Here is a 16,285-nt window from a genome sequence, read left to right as displayed (position 1 = left end):
CACATGTTATAATGCCCGGCTAACATTTCTTCTTTATCCCACCTCGGTGCATTCTCAGTGATTGAAAGACTTCGCAACGTAGCCATCGTCGCGCACGTCGACCATGGCAAGACCACGCTCGTGGACAGGCTTTTGCAGCAGTCCGGAACCCTCGATCGGGCAGAGACACTGCCGGACCGCGCAATGGACTCCAATGATCTGGAGCGCGAACGCGGCATTACCATTCTGTCCAAGAACACCGCCATCGAATGGCAGGACTACCGCATCAACATCGTCGATACCCCGGGTCACGCCGACTTCGGTGGCGAGGTCGAGCGGGTTCTGTCCATGGTGGATGCCTTTGTGCTGTTGGTGGATGCGGTGGACGGGCCCATGCCCCAGACCCGTTTTGTCTGTCAGAAGGCCTTCGAGCATGGCTTGAAGCCCATCGTGGTCATCAACAAGATCGACCGCCCCGGCGCTCGCCCGGACTGGGTGCTGGACCAGACCTTCGATCTGCTGGACCACCTGGGTGCTGATGAAGACCAGCTCGACTTCCCGGTGGTCTATGCCTCGGCCCTGAACGGTTGGGCCTCGATGGATGGCGAGGAAAGCGGCGACATGGAAGCCCTGTTCCAGACCCTGGTGGAGCAGGTCCCCCCGCCCAAGGTGGACCCGGACGCCCCCCTGCAGTTGCAGGTGACGTCCCTGGATTACTCCAGCTACCTCGGCGCCATAGCCGTGGGCCGGATTCGTCAGGGCACCCTGAAGACCAATTCCCAGGTCGTGGTCATTGATCGCGACGGCAAGCAACGCAAGGAACGGGTGGTCAAGGTCTTCGGCTTCCTGGGCCTGGACCGGGTGGAGGCCGAATCGGCCTCCGCCGGCGATATTGTGGCCTTCAGCGGCATCGATTTCCCCCGGGTGTCCGACACCGTCTGTGACCCGGAGCACCCCGAGGCCATGACCCCGCTGACCGTGGATGAACCCACCATCAGCATGACCTTCGAGACCAATACCTCGCCCTTTGCCGGCAAGGAAGGCAAGTATGTGACCAGCCGCCAGGTGCGGGATCGTCTCATGCGCGAGACCATCCACAATGTGGCGCTGAAGGTGGAAGACACCGACGATCCGGAGCGCTTCAAGGTCTCCGGCCGGGGCGAGCTGCATCTCTCCATTCTGCTGGAAAACATGCGCCGTGAAGGCTACGAGCTGGCCGTCTCCCGCCCGGAAGTGATCGTGCGCGAGATTGACGGTGTGAAGCAGGAGCCCTGGGAACTGCTGACCGTGGACCTGGATGAGACCACCCAGGGTGCGGTGATGGAAGCCCTCGGCGAGCGCGGCGGCCAGATGGACAATATGGCCCCCGATGGCAAGGGCCGTGTGCGCCTGGACTACCGGATTCCGGCCCGGGGCCTGATCGGCTTTCAGACCGATTTTCGCACCCTGACCTCCGGCACCGGCATCATGCACCATGTGTTTGATCGCTATGGCCCGCTGAGCAATGCCAATCTGGGTGCCCGTCGTAACGGTGCCCTGATTTCCAACGGCCAGGGCAAGGCCGTGGGTTTCGCCCTGTTCAACCTGCAGGAGCGCGGCAAGCTCTTCGTGTCACCGGGCGACCCGGTCTATGAAGGGCAGGTCATTGGCATTCACACCCGGGACAATGACCTGACGGTGAACCCCCAGAAGGCCAAGCAGCTCACCAATGTGCGGGCCTCCGGCAAGGACGATGCCATCCAGCTCACCCCGCCCATCAAGCTGACCCTTGAGCAGGCGCTGGAATTCATCAACGATGACGAGCTGATTGAAGTGACACCGGAGAGCCTTCGGGTTCGCAAGCGCTGGCTCAAGGAGCACGAGCGCAAGAAGGCGGCCCGGGAGGCGAGCTGAGCAGCCTGGAAAACAAACGGTTATCTGGCAGTATTGATCAAGGCTGCGGGCACTTCGATATGCATATGCCTGAAACCGACAACTTCAAGCCCCTCGATCGGCGTCTGTCCGTTGCACCCATGATGGAATGGACGGATCGGCATTTCCGATACTTTCTGCGCCTGATCAGTCGGCAGACGCTGCTGTACACGGAAATGGTGCACGCTCGTGCGGTGGTCAACGGAGACCGGGAGCGCTTGCTGGGTTTCTCCGGCTGCGAGCATCCCCTGGCTCTGCAACTGGGTGGCTCGGAGGCATCGGTGCTGGCGGATGCCGCCGCCATCGCGCAAGAGTGGGGCTATGACGAGGTCAATCTCAATGTCGGCTGCCCCAGTGACCGGGTCCAGTCAGGGCGTTTCGGCGCCTGTCTGATGCGGGAACCGGACACCGTGGCCGCCTGCGTCGCTGCCATGCAGGACCGTGTGGACATACCGGTCACCATCAAATGCCGAATCGGGGTGGATGAACAGGACAGCGACCAGGCATTGGCCGCCTTCGTTGATACCGTCAGTCGCGCCGGCTGCCGCCACTTCATCGTTCACGCCCGCAAGGCCTGGCTCAAGGGCCTGAGTCCGAAGGAGAACCGGGAGAAGCCGCCCTTGAACTATGAGCGGGTTGAGCGGCTGGCGGCGGAATTCCCCGGGCTGGAGATCGCCATCAACGGCGGCATCGGCGGGCTGGACCAGGCCGAAGCGTTCTTGAAGCAATTCCATGGCGTGATGATCGGCCGGGCCGCCTGCAGCAATCCCTGGCTGCTGGCGGAAGCCGATGGGCGAATCTTCAAGCGCAACACGGCACCGGAAAGCCGGACGGCAGTGGCCCTGGCCTATGCCGACTACTGCGCCGACATGCACCAGGCCGGTGTTCCCCGCAGCATGCTGCTGCGAAATATCCACGGCCTGTTCCAGGGCGTGCCCGGCGCCCGTCAGTGGCGCCGGACCCTGTCTGAATCCATGAGCGGCAAGCTTGCCCCGGACGCCATCATCCATCGTGCCTTGGACGCGGTACCGGCAACGGACGCTGCCTGATAGTTACCAGGCCTCAGTCATCAGCGTCAGGGGTTGGCCGAAGCTCGACATCCATATTGGCTGCCATCCAGGTCAGCGCCGCATAGACCGCCACGTTCTGGCGAAGTTGTTCCGGGTCCACCTTGTCCAGAGTGTCGTTGATGGTGTGGTGGATGTCGAAATAGGGTGCGGCATCCTGAAGCGGATCCAGGACAGGCATGCCGAGGGCACGCAGGGGAATGAAATCGGGAATGCCATAGCCTTCATTGCTACCCATTTCCACACCCAGCGGTTCAATCAACTGATGCAGGGCGCGGGCCACGGGCATGGCGTCTTCATTGATGACCGTATCGAATCGCCAGACTTCGAACGCACCCAGGTCAGCCCCAATCCCCACATAATGTTCATCAATGCGGTTGCGCCGGTTCTCCGCATAGGTGCGGGCGCCTGACAGGCCGAATTCCTCATTGGCGAACAAAACCACGCGAATGGTCCGGCGCGGCTGTTCATCCATCTGGCGAATCATGTGTGCCACCGTGGTCACAATGCCGACACAGGCCGCCGCATCATGAGCGCCGGGAGTGATGTCCCAGGAATCCAGGTGAGCCCCCAACAGCACCACCCCGGCATCGGGATCCGAGCCGGGAATCTCGCCAATCACATTGGCGGACGTCGTGGGCTCCAGATTGCGTGATGTCAGACGCAAGCGAAGGGTAACCGGGCGCCCGGTCTCAATCTGCCGTTCCAGCAAGTCCGCATCCGGGTTGGACAGGGCCGCCGCCGGGATGCGTTTGACGTCCTCGGGGAATCGGGTGCCGCCGGTATGGGCGACGCGCTGGTCGGAGCTGCCAATGGAGCGAATCACCGTGGCCACCGCACCCTTCTCAGAAGCGAGGGCCGGCCCGGCCGAGCGATTGGCGACCGCTTCCGAATAACCGGAAGGGTCCCGGCGGCGTTCCATTCGCTGACTGAAGAAAACGATATGCCCCTCGACCTGGGAACGGCTGAGGGATTCCAGCTCCTCCAGATCATGGACCTGCAGTACCGGTGCCTCGATTCCTTCTTCGGGTGTGCCGATGGAGCCGCCCAGGGCAACCGCCACCAGCTCCTGCGGGTAGGGTGCGGTGATCTCTGCCGAGATTTCGCCTCGCACCCAGCGGGGCACTTCCACTTCCTCGGCCTGGATATTCTGAAAGCCCAGTTCCCGGAACTGTGTCAGTGCCCAGCTGACCGCTGCCCGGTCGCCGTCAGTACCGGCGAATCGCGGGCCCACCTTGGTGAGAAGCTCCTCGGTCAGGTCCCAGGCCAGTTGGTCTTCCAGGCCCTGCTGCTTGAGACTGCGGGCGGTCTCCAACAGATTCGACGGGAGTTCGGCGATCTCTTTTTCGGCATCTGCCTGGTCGTTGATGTCCGCTTCCGCCAATGCGACGGCGGACAGCGGGAGGGCCAGCAGGCCGGTGAACAGGGCCGAAAGTAACTGCCTGGACATGAAAGACACTCCAATCCCGATAGTGGTGATTTGCCAAGGGGCGGACGCGGCCGGGGAATCCAAGTACAATGCGGCGGCCCGCCCAAAAGGGCGACATTATCACAGGAATAGCCACTACCGGGGAAGATGATGGCCAGCAAGCAGAAGCGTCGAGGCAAACCCAGAATGGCCGATGAGGCCGACCGCCATGTCCTTTACGAGTCCTCCGTACAGGAGCCCGAGGCGGAAATGGACTTCGTTGAGGCCACCTTCGAGGAAATCCGTGGCCGGGAAGCGAAGAGTTTACGCGAGGATTTCTGCGGAACCGGTTTCTCCTCGGCGGAATGGGTTCGGCGCAACCCGGAACATACCGCCGTGGGCGTGGATATTGACGCCGAGGTGCTGGCCTGGGGCCGGGACAACCACATTGCCCGCCTGCCGGCCGAGGCACGCAGCCGAATTCGCCTGATCGAGGCGGACGTGTTGACCGCCGAAACCGAAGCCGTGGATGCCTTGCTGGCCATGAACTTCAGCTACTACCTGTTCAAATCCCGGGACCAGCTCAGAAAGTATTTCGAGCGTGCCCGAGAAAACCTGGTTGAGGACGGCGTGCTGTTCCTGGACGCCTTCGGCGGCTATGACGCCTTCCGTGAACTGGAAGAAGAACGGGAATGTGACGGCTTCGATTACATCTGGGACCAGGCACACTATGACCCCATCACCGGGGACATGACCTGTCATATCCACTTTGCCTTTCCGGATGGCTCGGAAATGAAAAAGGCCTTCACCTATCACTGGCGCATGTGGACGCTGCCGGAGATTCAGGAGATTCTCCGCGAGGCGGGATTCCCCCGGGTCACGGTTTACTGGGAGGGCACCGACGAGGAGACCGGGGAAGGGGATGGCGAATTCACCCCGGCCGCCCACGGCGAAGCCGATGCCGGCTGGATCTGTTACGTGGTGGCCGAGCGCTAGGCGCTCGCCCACTCCGGGGCCTCAGGCGCCCGCGTGCTGGCGCAGCATGTGGGAATCGGGCAGCAGCAGATGGCCGCGTCGGCCCAGGTCTCTCGCCCGCTCCCGATCCCCTTCGGCAATGGCTTCCTCGATGGCGGAGAGATAGAGGCTTTCCAACTGCTCTTCCAGCTCTTCATGCCAGCCACGACCGGGCCGCATCCAGGTCAGCATCTCGCGCCAGGCCAGCAGTAGCTCGCCGCTCCAAACCGGCGTCATTCGGGGGTCTTCCACCAGGGCCTCGACCTGCTCGCGTCGTTCTGTCAGTCCCTGACGTTCAGCTCTCAAGGAAGCAGGGCGATAATCAGCGGCCAACTGCGCCCGGGTCAGTTCCCGGCGCGCGGTGGCCAATTGGTCGGTAGGCCACATGACCGCTGTGTCCCGGATGAACTCATTGGCTTCCGCCCAGCGTTCTTCCTCTATCAATTGGTCCAGTTCCCGAGCCATCAAGCTGCCAATGATCCCGCTGTGTTCCACGATCAGCGGATGGCTACCCGTATGGACCAGCAGGGCGCGCCAGTCGTCCTTGAGCGCCAGGGCTTCCTCCACACTGGTCACCGGCAGGCCCCGCTCGACCGCCGGCAGCAGGTCCGCGGCGGCCTGCTCGGCTGCCCGGGTTTCCGCCTGGACCAGTGCTTCTCGCAAGGCTTCGGAGATCACCGCCTGATCGTCGAATATCCGCTCGCCGGCTTCCACAAGCTCACGTACCCTGACCGGGTCGGCCTCGGCGACGGCCTCTGCCGCGGCATCACGATAATGACCGTGCCAGTATTCCGTGTCGGCCATTTCGTGATCCGTCTGCAGTCGTTGCAACTGGTTCAGCAGAGTGGGCACATCGTCCTCTTCCTCGCGGATACCCAATGCGCCCTGGTCGGCAAGCGCCTGCAGTCGGGCCGTGATCGTGTTCACTAACGCCGTTTCCGCCGCTTCCACCTCGGGGCGAAGGGTGCGTAATGCCTGGGCTTCCGGGAAGTGACGGAGGCCTTCGGTCAACAGCAGATCCGCTTCCAGGGGGTCATTGTCATCAATGGCGCGCTCCACGGCATTGGCATAGTGCCTGACCGCCGAGTCCTCCACCCGGGGGAGAATGGCTTCCCGCTCATCCGCATCCAGCATTCTCAGGCTGCCGCGCAGGGCAGGCCATCCTTCCTGATCGATGGACGCTGCCTGCTGTTCATGCTGACGGCTCTCCAGCCAGTTCTGCAGCGGTATCCAGGCAGCAGCCACTGCCACCACCACCCCTGCGGCCGCCGCCAGAGGCGCCTTGGGCAGCGGGCCCCGCCGGATGGCCAGGTCTTGCATGAATTCATCGACAGAGTTCGGGCGGTCGCTCCGGTAGACCGCAAAGCCTTTTGCCAGCACCTTGCGTTGATACCGGGTCAGGCCTTTGATTCGCGGGGTGGGCAGATCCTTCTCCAGCCGCCGCAGACCCGATTGACCATTGAACGGGTGGCCACCATTGAGCAGGCCTGCCGTGATACAGGCCAGGGCATAGATATCATCGGCCGGCGTCGGCGGGGCGCCTTCCATGACTTCAAGGGTGAGGTAGGCGTCCATGGGGTCCATCTGTTCGATCTCCGTGGACCCGGCCTGCGAGCCTGGCGGCTCCTTGCCAAACAATGCCAGCCGCAAGCCAAAGTCACCCACCTTGATCCGGTCTTCTTCGTCGATCAGTATGCTGGCGGGTTTCAGATCGCCATGGCAGACATCGGCTTGGTGAGCCACCTTCAGCGCTTCGGCGATCTGCCCGATGATTTTCATTGCCCGATCCACGGGCAGGCCCTTGACGCATTCACGCCGGATGAACCGGGCCAGCGTCATGCCGGCGGGCAATTCCGTCACGATCCAGGCTTGGCCCTCATCCCGGTGCAAGGCACTGGGGTTGAGCAATCTCTGATGCTGCAGCCGACGCATGCGCTTGATGATTGCCTCGGTGCGGCGCAGCACGTCCTCTCGGCCTGCCAGGGCGGACGGCAATATACGGATGCCGCACATCTGTTCATTGGGGTCGGTGCTCTCGCTCTCCAGGTCCCGTGCCCGGTAAACCGCGCCATAGGGGTCATGGCTGACCCGGGACAGCAGCTCGAAGCGCCCACCCAGCAGCGCCCCCACCATGGTTGTGGTTCGGCCCACACCCCGGGGTTCATCGTCGTCAGTCGGGCCCTCATCCGGCCGGCTTTCATGGCTAGAGGGAAGCGAACCGCGGGTTTCCATCACCACCTGGTGATCGGGATCAGCGTCCGCGTCCTCCGTGTCCGCCGGCCCATCGTCTTCGGATGCAGAGGCCGTGGCTTCTTCGCCAGACTCCTCGGGCTGAATGGGGGGCAGTCCGCCTTTATCCTCGGATCGGCCGGTGATCTGATCCATGGCCCCGGTGGCACCAGCGGGCGGCTTGTCTTCCTGGGGGCCTTCATCGGCAGCCCCGTCCTCCTCTGACGCGGAATCATCATCGACAAGCTCCACGCCACCGCGGGGCTTGGCCGGCTCTTCGGCCGGTTCCAGGCTCAGTTCCAGCAAGTCGTCATCACCCTGCTTGTTGTCACCCGCACCATTACTGTCGCTCGGCGTCTGCAGCTCGGCCAGGCCCGGCCCGGCGCTGTGGAGCTGGTCGAGACACTCGCGAATTGTCCGGGCCTGGGAGGAGGGCAGCCCCTTCTGCTGGGACAGGTCCACCCGGTCGTAAAGGCCCTGCAGTTCCGAATCGGACTCTATTTCCCCCACACGCTTTCTAATCTCTTCCACTGCGGGGCCGAGAGCAATCTCCTCGTTCCGCAGCTCTTCGAGAATATCGTCAATGACCATGCGTCTCCCCAAGACCCTGAATGGACGGCTATTGCAAGATTTTGGTCATATTGCCACGCCTAATACAAGGCCGCAGCACAAAGACCCACAGGCAGACGAACCTCACCTGCTCAGTGTGGACAAAAAAGCCCACCTTCCAGAGAAGACGGGCCCGGCCACCTGAATACGCCGGTCGCCACGTGGAAATCCATCCAAATCCGCTATGCTTGTCTGAAAGCCACGGACAGGCGAGCCTGAATGCCTAGACCGACCCCAAACAGCCCCAGACCCGACCGCAAGCCAACGGCAGGCGACCTGCCGGCCTGTCGGCCCCCGCAAGCCCTTCTACCGCAACCCCCGCCAAACCGCATCAAGGCACCGTATCCGTCACGAGTGACGACCTCACAGAGATGCCTCGTGGCAAGTTGGGTGTCGGTCGCCAACCGGGTGCGGCAAACGGTGTCGATAGGCGCTGTGCATACATACAGTATCATTGGTTTCACAAAATGCGGAAGTCAAACGAATACAGGGAAATCCCCGGCAAAAACCGCTAGGGTGTTGATGAAAGGAGAATTTTGGAATCCCGAATTGCGGAAGGCGCGGAGTTATGCGGAAGTCGCGATATTGCAATAACACCGCCAGCGGTCCATTTAGCTGTTATACAAATGGAGAAGTACCATGAAGTTGATCTCTCTTTTCAATCACAAGGGTGGAGTAAGTAAAACCACAACCGCATTCAATCTCGGATGGGTGCTCGCTGAACAGGGGCATAAGACCCTTATCGTTGATGCAGACCCACAATGCAACTTGACTGCTTTGGTACTCGATTACAATTCAGTGGAAGAGGTCGAGGATTTTTATGCAGACAATCCCGGTTGCGATCTGTCAGCTGGTCTTGAACCGGTTATGGCGGGCAAACTGACTGGTCTCAGTGCTGGGAATCCGGCGCCCACCTCTAATGAAAATCTGTTTCTATACTGCGGGAACTTGGCCCTTTCGGAGATCGAAACTCAGGTAAGCGTAGCTCTCACTACAAGTACCGCAATCCCGGCTATTAAAAATCTGCCCGGAAGCATCGGTGAATTACTTCGCATAACTGGTCAGGAGCATGGATTCGAGTACATTATCGTTGACATGAGTCCCAGTGTGGGCGCTCTTAATGAGTGCCTACTCATGGCAAGCGACTACTTCATAGTGCCCACCGCACCTGATTTCTTCTGTGCGCAAGCAATTCGCTCGCTTTCAAGTGTTGTTCCCAAATGGAATTCTGAGGTGGCGCCGTTTAGGGATCCTGATGTCGATTATCAACTCCCACAAGATCCGCCCAAGTTTATTGGATTCATTTCCCAGAGATACCGCCCAAGAAGCGGTGCTCCTGCCAAGTCATTCCAGCGATGGATCGACGTCATAAAAGAGACGGTTTCATTAAAGCTTATCCCGGCGCTAGAGCCAATTGGGATGGCTATTAGTCAGGATTCGTTTGCTAAATATTCAAAGACTCATGAGCCCTATAATCTCGCCAATGTGGCGGATTTTAATTCATTGATTGCTCAGTCACAGAAGTTCAACGTACCGGTTTTTGCGCTCACTGATGAGCAGTTGGAGCAAGCAGGAGTTATTGAGGCGAACATGAAGGAAAGTCGCGACAAGTTTAGGGAAGTGTTCGAGCAATTGGCAAGTGAGATCCATACAATGACTGACAATGTATAACACGGCGCTCAAGGCGACTGGGTTCCGCTTCGCTCCACCCAGCACCTTAGCTATACGTTAGCGAGAGAGAGCACCAAGGAAGTATTTTCTATGCTTTTTTATATCCTGAGAGTGATTGCCCTTGCCGTTCCGCTCTGCTTCGTGGTTTTGGTTCTTATGCACGTCACGATTAGTGGCGTAGCAATGCAGGCCTCTATTACAGATGTGGTTTCGACGCTTGCAGCTGTTTTTGGTCTGCTTTTCGCTGTCGTCGCCTATTTTCTCTGGCACAGGGACAAAATTCGTGAGGATACTTTTGAAGCCATACGGAAATACCTGCGCGCTATCGCTTCTGCGGAAGATGTAAAGAGGGCAATCGAGTTAAACTACAGGCAGCTCGTGCCTGAGCCAGGATCGGTCCCTATTGAAAACGAGGCTATCGTTAAAGAGTTAATCCAAAAGTCGTACCGATTGCAGGAAGGCCGTTCAGAAGCGATGCATGACTTAAATGTTGCCAATCGAGAGATGGGATTCTGGGGAATAAAGCTAACAAAAGCCTTTGAAGAGAAGCACGGCGAGCTTCTTAAAGAGCTCCGGAACGCTGCGACCATTATGACTGGCCTTAATAGCCAACTTTCCCGGTTTTACCTTCACGAAGTATCTAGCCTAGATGAAGTCCAAAGGGAAAAGGCGATGATTGATGAGCGATTTCGAAGTGCTGCAAGGATTTTGGAGTCAAGAATCTCCATGGGGCTTTCAGGTATCGTTCAGTTCGGTGGGCTACGCTAACAATCAGCTGCACGGCGATCGATTTTCCGCCGATTCGCGGCTACAAGCCGCCGCGTGAGACGGGCGTTAGCGCTCTGGAGGCGACTATTGATTGAGTTCGAAGAAGCAGTCTCAACACCCGAGAATTGGCTCCGGCAAGCTTGGCAGCTGCTCGAGGCAGCCAAAGCTCTCTATCAGAGCATGGATGGTATGCGCTTGCCAAAGACTGAAGCAGAGACATACAGGGAAGTAGGCTCGATGAAGGGAATTATGTTGCTATTGGGCCTCGCGGTCGAGAATGCTCTTAAAGGGGCGCTGGTTTATAAATTTCCTCCTGATACCTCAGGAGGGCGCTTGAGAAGTTCACACTTTCAGGGTAACGGCCGGCAGCATGACCTAGTAGCAATTGCACAGAGGATGAAGTTCCCGATTTCTGACGAGTATAGGCCGCTCCTCGAGCGTTTAAGTATATTTGTTCAGTGGGCTTCTAAATATCAAGTTCCGCTTCGAAAATCTGAACAGAAAAAGGCTTCGGGCAACTTGTACCTGCGCCCACCGACGGACATTAAACTTGTCGAAGCTCTTATCACGGACCTACAATCTTATGCTGGTTTCGATAATGACGATGGTTGGCCGATACCCCGCTAACAAGGCAAAGCAGCTCGGCCCTACGCGCCCGGACGTCGCTTCGCTCCGCGCTGTCTGCGGCGTTAAACGGTAAAGCATGGAAAGCAGAGCTCGTAGAAAATACGCTTCAATGATGTGGGAGTGCCGCTATCGGGTAGAAACACTGCGTGATTTCACATCCGAAAAAACTCACTGCACTTATCTCCAGACTACGATCGAGGCAGAAGCCCTTCAGTTGCGGAAATTGCTTGAGTTGATCGCGTTCTCCTCGCTGGTGTCATACCAAGAGGCCTACCGTTCAGTGAGAAACGATATTGCGAAAGATTGGCACGCCGCCAGGATCTTGCGCAAGATTGAGAGCATCAACCCTGAGTTCTACCCAGTGCCGATAAACGGCTTCGATAGGAAACGCTGGCATAGAGTGCAAGGTGGGTATCTGACGAGAAAACAGTTTGAACGGTTATACGATAAATGCGGAGCTATGCTTCATTCTCAGAATCCGTTTTCTAAAGGGAGGAGTTCATTGGCCTTCCATAAAAAAGTGCCTGAATATTTGGAAAGAATTGAGGCCTTGCTATCAGAGCATTTGGTGGAGCTGGCTGAATCGCGTGTGCTCATTCACGTAATCGCTCCGATGGAAGAAGATGCACCAATCCAGGTTCGCCACTTAGTGCGGGAATCGAACCGCGTTTAACAAATCGCGCAAGGCGGACGGCTTTCAGCCGCCGCTTCGCTCTGAGTTAAACCGAGATGCGCAATGAAAAAGATTATTGAAGCACTGTCGATCCTGATCGCGATCGTATTTTTGGCGGGCGCGGCGTGGGGTGTATTGAAGGTTGCTCAGTGGGTTGGCGGGCTCGATCCGGCATACGCGGGTCCAACGATTGCCGCGGTTATCGGTTTCGTTGGGCTTCTGTACGGTCAGTGGCACTCAAAGACCAGGGAGATAGAGCAAAGTCACCGGCCACAAAAAATTCAGGTCTACAATGCGTTCTTTTCGATCTTGGAGAAGTTTCTCAAAAATCCAGACGCACTTGCCGCGATTGAAGGGAAGCCTCTCCCGGATGAGCTTCGAGATCAGTTCTGGGCTCTGAACCAAGGTCTCATAATCTGGGCATCGCCTCCAGTGATAAAGGCATGGCTTAAGTTCAGGAAGGCATCGGTGTCTGGTGAGCATGTTCTGCTAGCAATGGATGGTATGTTGCGCGCTATCAGGAAAGACCTTGGGAATAGTAACATCGGCCTCCAAGCCGGTGATGCTGTAAAGGTTTTCTTGAGTGACCCCAATGAATTGGATCGGTTGCTCAGACGATGATCCGGTTTAACCAATCCATGCAGTCGACGCTCGTGCCTCGCGCGGCTGATGGCTGGCGTTGTGCGGAGGGGGTATGAGAATTCTGTTCACGATAATAATGACTCTTTGTGGCAGCATAGCTTTAGCCGATTCGCCAAAGCATGTGCTAGGTGAGAATTCATTGGGTCCATGGAAGTTTTCGGAGGATCCAGTGGTTTCTAGGGAAATTCTGAAGGAGCATTTCCCCGATCATACGATCATCTATGATGTGGGCCAGGGTGACTCACCAGATTTTCACTATTTTGAGGTCAAATCCGTCTCGGGGGATGTGCTGTTCTCAGTGCGCTCCTATTCAAATTGGGAGGATGGTCCACTTGAGCCAGAGCCCGACGCCGAAGTCCCTCTGCACCTACTTGAGGTTAGAAGCCCAAAGATTGCAGACTCGCATGAGATAAGAGTCGGGGACAGAGTCTCCGACATAATTGATGCAAGGGGCGATGGTTTGGCGTTCGGGCCAAGACATTTTCATGTCTACATGGGCGATGGGAATATCTACTATAACCTAGTGGTTGAAAGCGAATCAGAAAGCGGAATCCAGAGAAGTCCAGAGGGTATCGAGCGTGCAGAGGCTATTGAAGGGGATTGGAAGGTTGTGAGTATCTCGTGGCCGGGCCCAGCATGGGACTGACAGGAACGCACAACAAGGCGCTCGAGTCCGCTGCGGCCCTGGCCGGGCCTCCGCCGGACGGGTTTTCCATGGAAGTAACCCTGAGGTCTGAGTCTGGCTCTATAGAATAGCGAAGGGTTTTGGTCAACGACTGGATTGATGTTCAGGTGGGTCGATACAGCTTTCTTGCGATTGATGATCTTCTGGGGGTCATCATCCGGATTATGGTGTCGGATTACCTAGCTTGTGAGGTGGCATGGGAGATTCATGCCTAAAAAGGCGGTCAATCGGATGCTGTAGTTCCCACGCCGGCCGGTCACGCTTGGCGTTATGAGTACAAAGGTTTAAAAGGATGAGAGATACCTACAGGTACACAAACAGTCGAGCCGAGGAAGAATCCGCCTCAGGCGTATCAGGCGTTCTGTGTAGAGACATAGAAGGAGACTTCTTTTTTCGGGTTCATCACGCGGACGGGTCCTTCACGGATTACGAGCTTCGTCACGACGATTTGCCCATCACCATCGATCAGGAGGCCTTTGCCTCTTTTTACCGGCTCCATGATCACAGCGTCCTGGATCACAGCCCTGAGGTCCTGGGGCTGGAGCGTGAAGAATAGGAAGTGCCTCATAGCCAAGCGCAGCATGACGCGGCGAATGGCCGCCGGGTGCTCGCAGGTTCGCACCGGCGTGTGCGGCGTTGGTAATCGCTAGCGGCACCTCGCATGCAGGACTGAGGTGCCGTGCTGTTGCCGCCCTTGTTCGGAGCAACTTTCGGATAAAATTCAAACCAGCTCGGGTAGGGGAGGCGCTGGCGGCCACAAAAACCCGGCCGTGGGGCCGGGAAGGCGCAGCGGTAGGTGCGTTGAGCACTCAGGTGGTGAGGGGGTCGGTATCTCGGGCCCGTTCTTCGAGCCAGTCGTTGATGTCGGCCAGATACCACGCGACCCGCCTGGGGCCGAGCTGGATCCGGCGCGGGACCAGGCCTGCCTTTTCCCACCGGTGCCAGGTTGACCGGGAAATCCCCGTGATCGCCCGCCGTTCGCGCTCATTGATGACATAGTTCCGATTCATTGCGAATACTCCTTGTTTTCCGGAACGGTTAAAGGGGAGCGGTTCCATTGGTTCTCACGGGGGGTATAGCGTGGGGGGTGACACTTCACGGGCCGTGCCGGGGCGATCTCGGGAGAATATTGGCGCGGGAGAGCTCCGTAGAGCCCGTGTAGCGGGCGATTCTGTGGTTCTTGGGGCGACCACGTCGTGGGAGGCGAACAGCGCTGATACGGCAGCCTTGGGGCGTCTGCGCGGGCCAGTGCCGGCGCGCTGCCCGGGTGGCGGATCACCCCGGTTCCGATCGCAAAAAAAAAATGTGGGCCCGGTTGTGGGCCCACATTGCAATCAGTCTGTAAGTGACTGATTGTATTGGGGAGATGGTGGAGGCGGGGGGGATCGAACCCCCGTCCGCAAGCGCTCCGCCTTTGGCTCTACATGCTTAGCCTGGCTTTGAGTTTCGCCGGCAGCTTCCCGCCAGGCAGGGAACACTGTCGACTAGTCCGGTTAGGTTTTTTAACGGATCAGGGCCGAACACCCATCACCGCGAGCCCATGTAGGGTGACTCCTCAAGCCCGAAGGCTTTTCCGGGACCCATGGGCGAGTCCCGGCGAGGAGCTGGCAGGCGTTTTAGGCCGCCAGAGCGTAGTTGTCGTCGTTGGCAACTATCTTTAGTTCAGTCTGTTTTACGAGGTTGGACTGAACCTCGGCATGCACCTCGGGTTTTGCCACCTGCGTCGAATCCAGGTCGCCCCCTTGAGTGTTATGGCTATCCTATCACTGCTTTGAGACAGGAGGCCAGGGGGAAAGTTCAGGGTGATGAGCTACGAGCGGCGAGCTGGTCGTGCCAGCGGCGCTGCTGTGCCCGTGGGGGGGGGCGTTGGGGTTCTCTGCGCGTGAAGATTGCTGTTAGGGAGCAGAAAACAGAAGGCCTTGCGGCAGGCAGGGCCAGCTCGCCGCTCGAAGCTTATCCATTCTTCATGATGCGCGCTTTCTGGCGTTCCCAGTCTTTCTTTTTCTCGTCGGCGCGCTTGTCCTGTTTCTTCTTGCCCTTGGCCAGGCCGATTTCCAGCTTGGCGCGGCCACGCTTCCAGTACATGGCCAGGGGGATGAGGGTGTAGCCCTTCTGTTCGGTCAGGCCGACCAGTTTGCGCAGTTCGTGGTCGTGGAGGAGAAGTTTTCGGGTTCGGCGTGGGTCCGGGTCCACGTGGGTGGAGGTTCCCGGGGCCGGGGTGAAGTTGGCTCCCAGCAGCCAGGCCTCGCCATTGCGGATTACGCAATAGGCTTCCTGCAGGCTGCCACGGCCCGCCCGCAGGCTCTTGACCTCCCAGCCTTCGAGAACCATGCCGGCTTCGTAGTTTTCCTCGATCTTGAATTCATGACGGGCCTTGCGATTGAGGGCGATGGTGTTGCCGCTTGCCTTGTTTTTCTTTTTTGCTGCCATGCCGGTTCCGAACGGGTTCAGGGTGGTTCTTGCGGTTCAAATCAGGATCGGGTGCCGGGCGTGTTGCCGCCCAGGCGGGCGGGCTCTGCCCTGCCGTTACAGTATACGGACATGGGGCGCCTGCGTCAGTGCGCTTGTGAAAGCAGGCGTTTTCCACCAGAATTCATCTTTTTGTCCGCACCGGAAGGGAAGTGGGGCTGATCCGGAGGGTCGGTCTGGCGCCTGTTGTGTCCTCTCCCGGTCCCCAGATTCTGATTGCAGGAGTAGTCTGTCATGGCCAAACGCACCTCGGTCCACGGTCTCTGGTCCACGCGCCTGGCCTTCATCCTCGCCGCCGCAGGCTCCGCTGTGGGTCTGGGCAATATCTGGCGTTTTCCCTACATCGTGGGCGAGAACGGTGGCGGCGCCTTCGTACTGGTTTACCTGGCCTGCGTGCTTGCCATTGGTCTGCCCATCATGATGTCGGAAATCATGCTGGGTCGGCGTGGTCGTCGCAGCCCGATCAATACCATGCGCCTGCTCTCGGAGGAGGAGTCCGGCAGCAAGTATTGGCAGTTGGTGGGCTGGATGGG

The 16,285-nt window shown here is 58.6% G+C and carries 13 protein-coding genes, 1 other RNA gene and 1 pseudogene; 10 read left to right on the top strand and 5 right to left on the bottom strand.

What is annotated here, in order from left to right; all coding sequences use genetic code 11:
- Positions 1–57: 57 nt before the first annotated feature.
- Complete coding sequence (gene typA, locus VCB98_RS07055; protein WP_346051201.1) at positions 58–1,872, top strand: translational GTPase TypA; 1,815 nt, start codon at positions 58–60, stop codon at positions 1,870–1,872.
- A gap of 59 nt (positions 1,873–1,931) precedes the next feature.
- Positions 1,932–2,939 (top strand): tRNA dihydrouridine(20/20a) synthase DusA, encoded by a 1,008-nt coding sequence (gene dusA, locus VCB98_RS07050; protein WP_346051200.1) that lies wholly within the window; start codon positions 1,932–1,934, stop codon positions 2,937–2,939.
- A gap of 13 nt (positions 2,940–2,952) precedes the next feature.
- Here dusA and VCB98_RS07045 read toward each other — a convergent pair whose 3' ends face one another.
- The gene (locus VCB98_RS07045) at positions 2,953–4,407 is read right to left on the bottom strand and encodes a M28 family peptidase (protein ID WP_346051199.1); all 1,455 of its coding nucleotides are present in this window, start codon (positions 4,405–4,407) and stop codon (positions 2,953–2,955) included.
- 129 nt (positions 4,408–4,536) lie between these two features.
- On the opposite strand from VCB98_RS07045, the gene VCB98_RS07040 reads away from it, so the two are divergent.
- Entirely contained in the window at positions 4,537–5,361 is an 825-nt protein-coding gene (locus VCB98_RS07040; protein ID WP_346051198.1) for a class I SAM-dependent methyltransferase, read from the top strand.
- A gap of 21 nt (positions 5,362–5,382) precedes the next feature.
- On the opposite strand, the gene VCB98_RS07035 is transcribed toward VCB98_RS07040, so the two are convergent.
- Positions 5,383–8,199, bottom strand: coding sequence for a protein kinase domain-containing protein (locus VCB98_RS07035; RefSeq protein WP_346051197.1), 2,817 nt, complete (start codon positions 8,197–8,199; stop codon positions 5,383–5,385).
- Positions 8,200–8,856: 657 nt separating this feature from the next.
- Between VCB98_RS07035 and VCB98_RS07030 the strand changes: the two genes are divergently transcribed.
- The 6 genes from VCB98_RS07030 (at position 8,857) to VCB98_RS07005 (ending at position 13,244) form a co-directional block, all read left to right on the top strand.
- Positions 8,857–9,888, top strand: a complete 1,032-nt coding sequence (locus tag VCB98_RS07030; RefSeq protein ID WP_346051196.1) for a ParA family protein — start codon at positions 8,857–8,859, stop codon at positions 9,886–9,888.
- Between the two features lie 90 nt (positions 9,889–9,978).
- Complete coding sequence (locus VCB98_RS07025; protein ID WP_346051195.1) at positions 9,979–10,656, top strand: hypothetical protein; 678 nt, start codon at positions 9,979–9,981, stop codon at positions 10,654–10,656.
- A gap of 87 nt (positions 10,657–10,743) precedes the next feature.
- On the top strand, positions 10,744–11,283 hold the full coding sequence (locus VCB98_RS07020; RefSeq protein WP_346051194.1) for a hypothetical protein: 540 nt from the start codon (positions 10,744–10,746) through the stop codon (positions 11,281–11,283).
- Between the two features lie 76 nt (positions 11,284–11,359).
- A complete protein-coding gene (locus VCB98_RS07015; protein WP_346051193.1) occupies positions 11,360–11,956 on the top strand; it encodes a hypothetical protein in 597 nt (198 codons plus the stop codon).
- Between the two features lie 63 nt (positions 11,957–12,019).
- The gene (locus tag VCB98_RS07010; RefSeq protein WP_346051192.1) at positions 12,020–12,577 is read left to right on the top strand and encodes a hypothetical protein; all 558 of its coding nucleotides are present in this window, start codon (positions 12,020–12,022) and stop codon (positions 12,575–12,577) included.
- A gap of 73 nt (positions 12,578–12,650) precedes the next feature.
- On the top strand, positions 12,651–13,244 hold the full coding sequence (locus VCB98_RS07005; protein ID WP_346051191.1) for a hypothetical protein: 594 nt from the start codon (positions 12,651–12,653) through the stop codon (positions 13,242–13,244).
- 848 nt (positions 13,245–14,092) lie between these two features.
- Here VCB98_RS07005 and VCB98_RS07000 read toward each other — a convergent pair.
- The 3 genes from VCB98_RS07000 to smpB all read right to left on the bottom strand — a co-directional run bounded on the left by VCB98_RS07000 (position 14,093) and on the right by smpB (position 15,713).
- Positions 14,093–14,293 (bottom strand): helix-turn-helix transcriptional regulator, encoded by a 201-nt coding sequence (locus VCB98_RS07000; RefSeq protein ID WP_346051190.1) that lies wholly within the window; start codon positions 14,291–14,293, stop codon positions 14,093–14,095.
- Between the two features lie 357 nt (positions 14,294–14,650).
- Positions 14,651–15,025, bottom strand: a transfer-messenger RNA (tmRNA) gene (gene ssrA / locus VCB98_RS06995).
- A gap of 211 nt (positions 15,026–15,236) precedes the next feature.
- On the bottom strand, positions 15,237–15,713 hold the full coding sequence (gene smpB / locus VCB98_RS06990) for an SsrA-binding protein SmpB (RefSeq protein ID WP_346051189.1): 477 nt from the start codon (positions 15,711–15,713) through the stop codon (positions 15,237–15,239).
- A 273-nt stretch (positions 15,714–15,986) separates the two neighbouring features.
- Between smpB and VCB98_RS06985 the strand changes: the two are divergent.
- Positions 15,987–16,285, top strand: a pseudogene (locus VCB98_RS06985) (sodium-dependent transporter); the annotation flags it as partial.

Origin of the sequence: Natronospira elongata, from assembly GCF_034931365.1 — a bacterium.
GTDB lineage: Bacteria > Pseudomonadota > Gammaproteobacteria > Natronospirales > Natronospiraceae > Natronospira > Natronospira elongata.
This window is presented reverse-complemented; position numbering and strand designations above follow the sequence as displayed.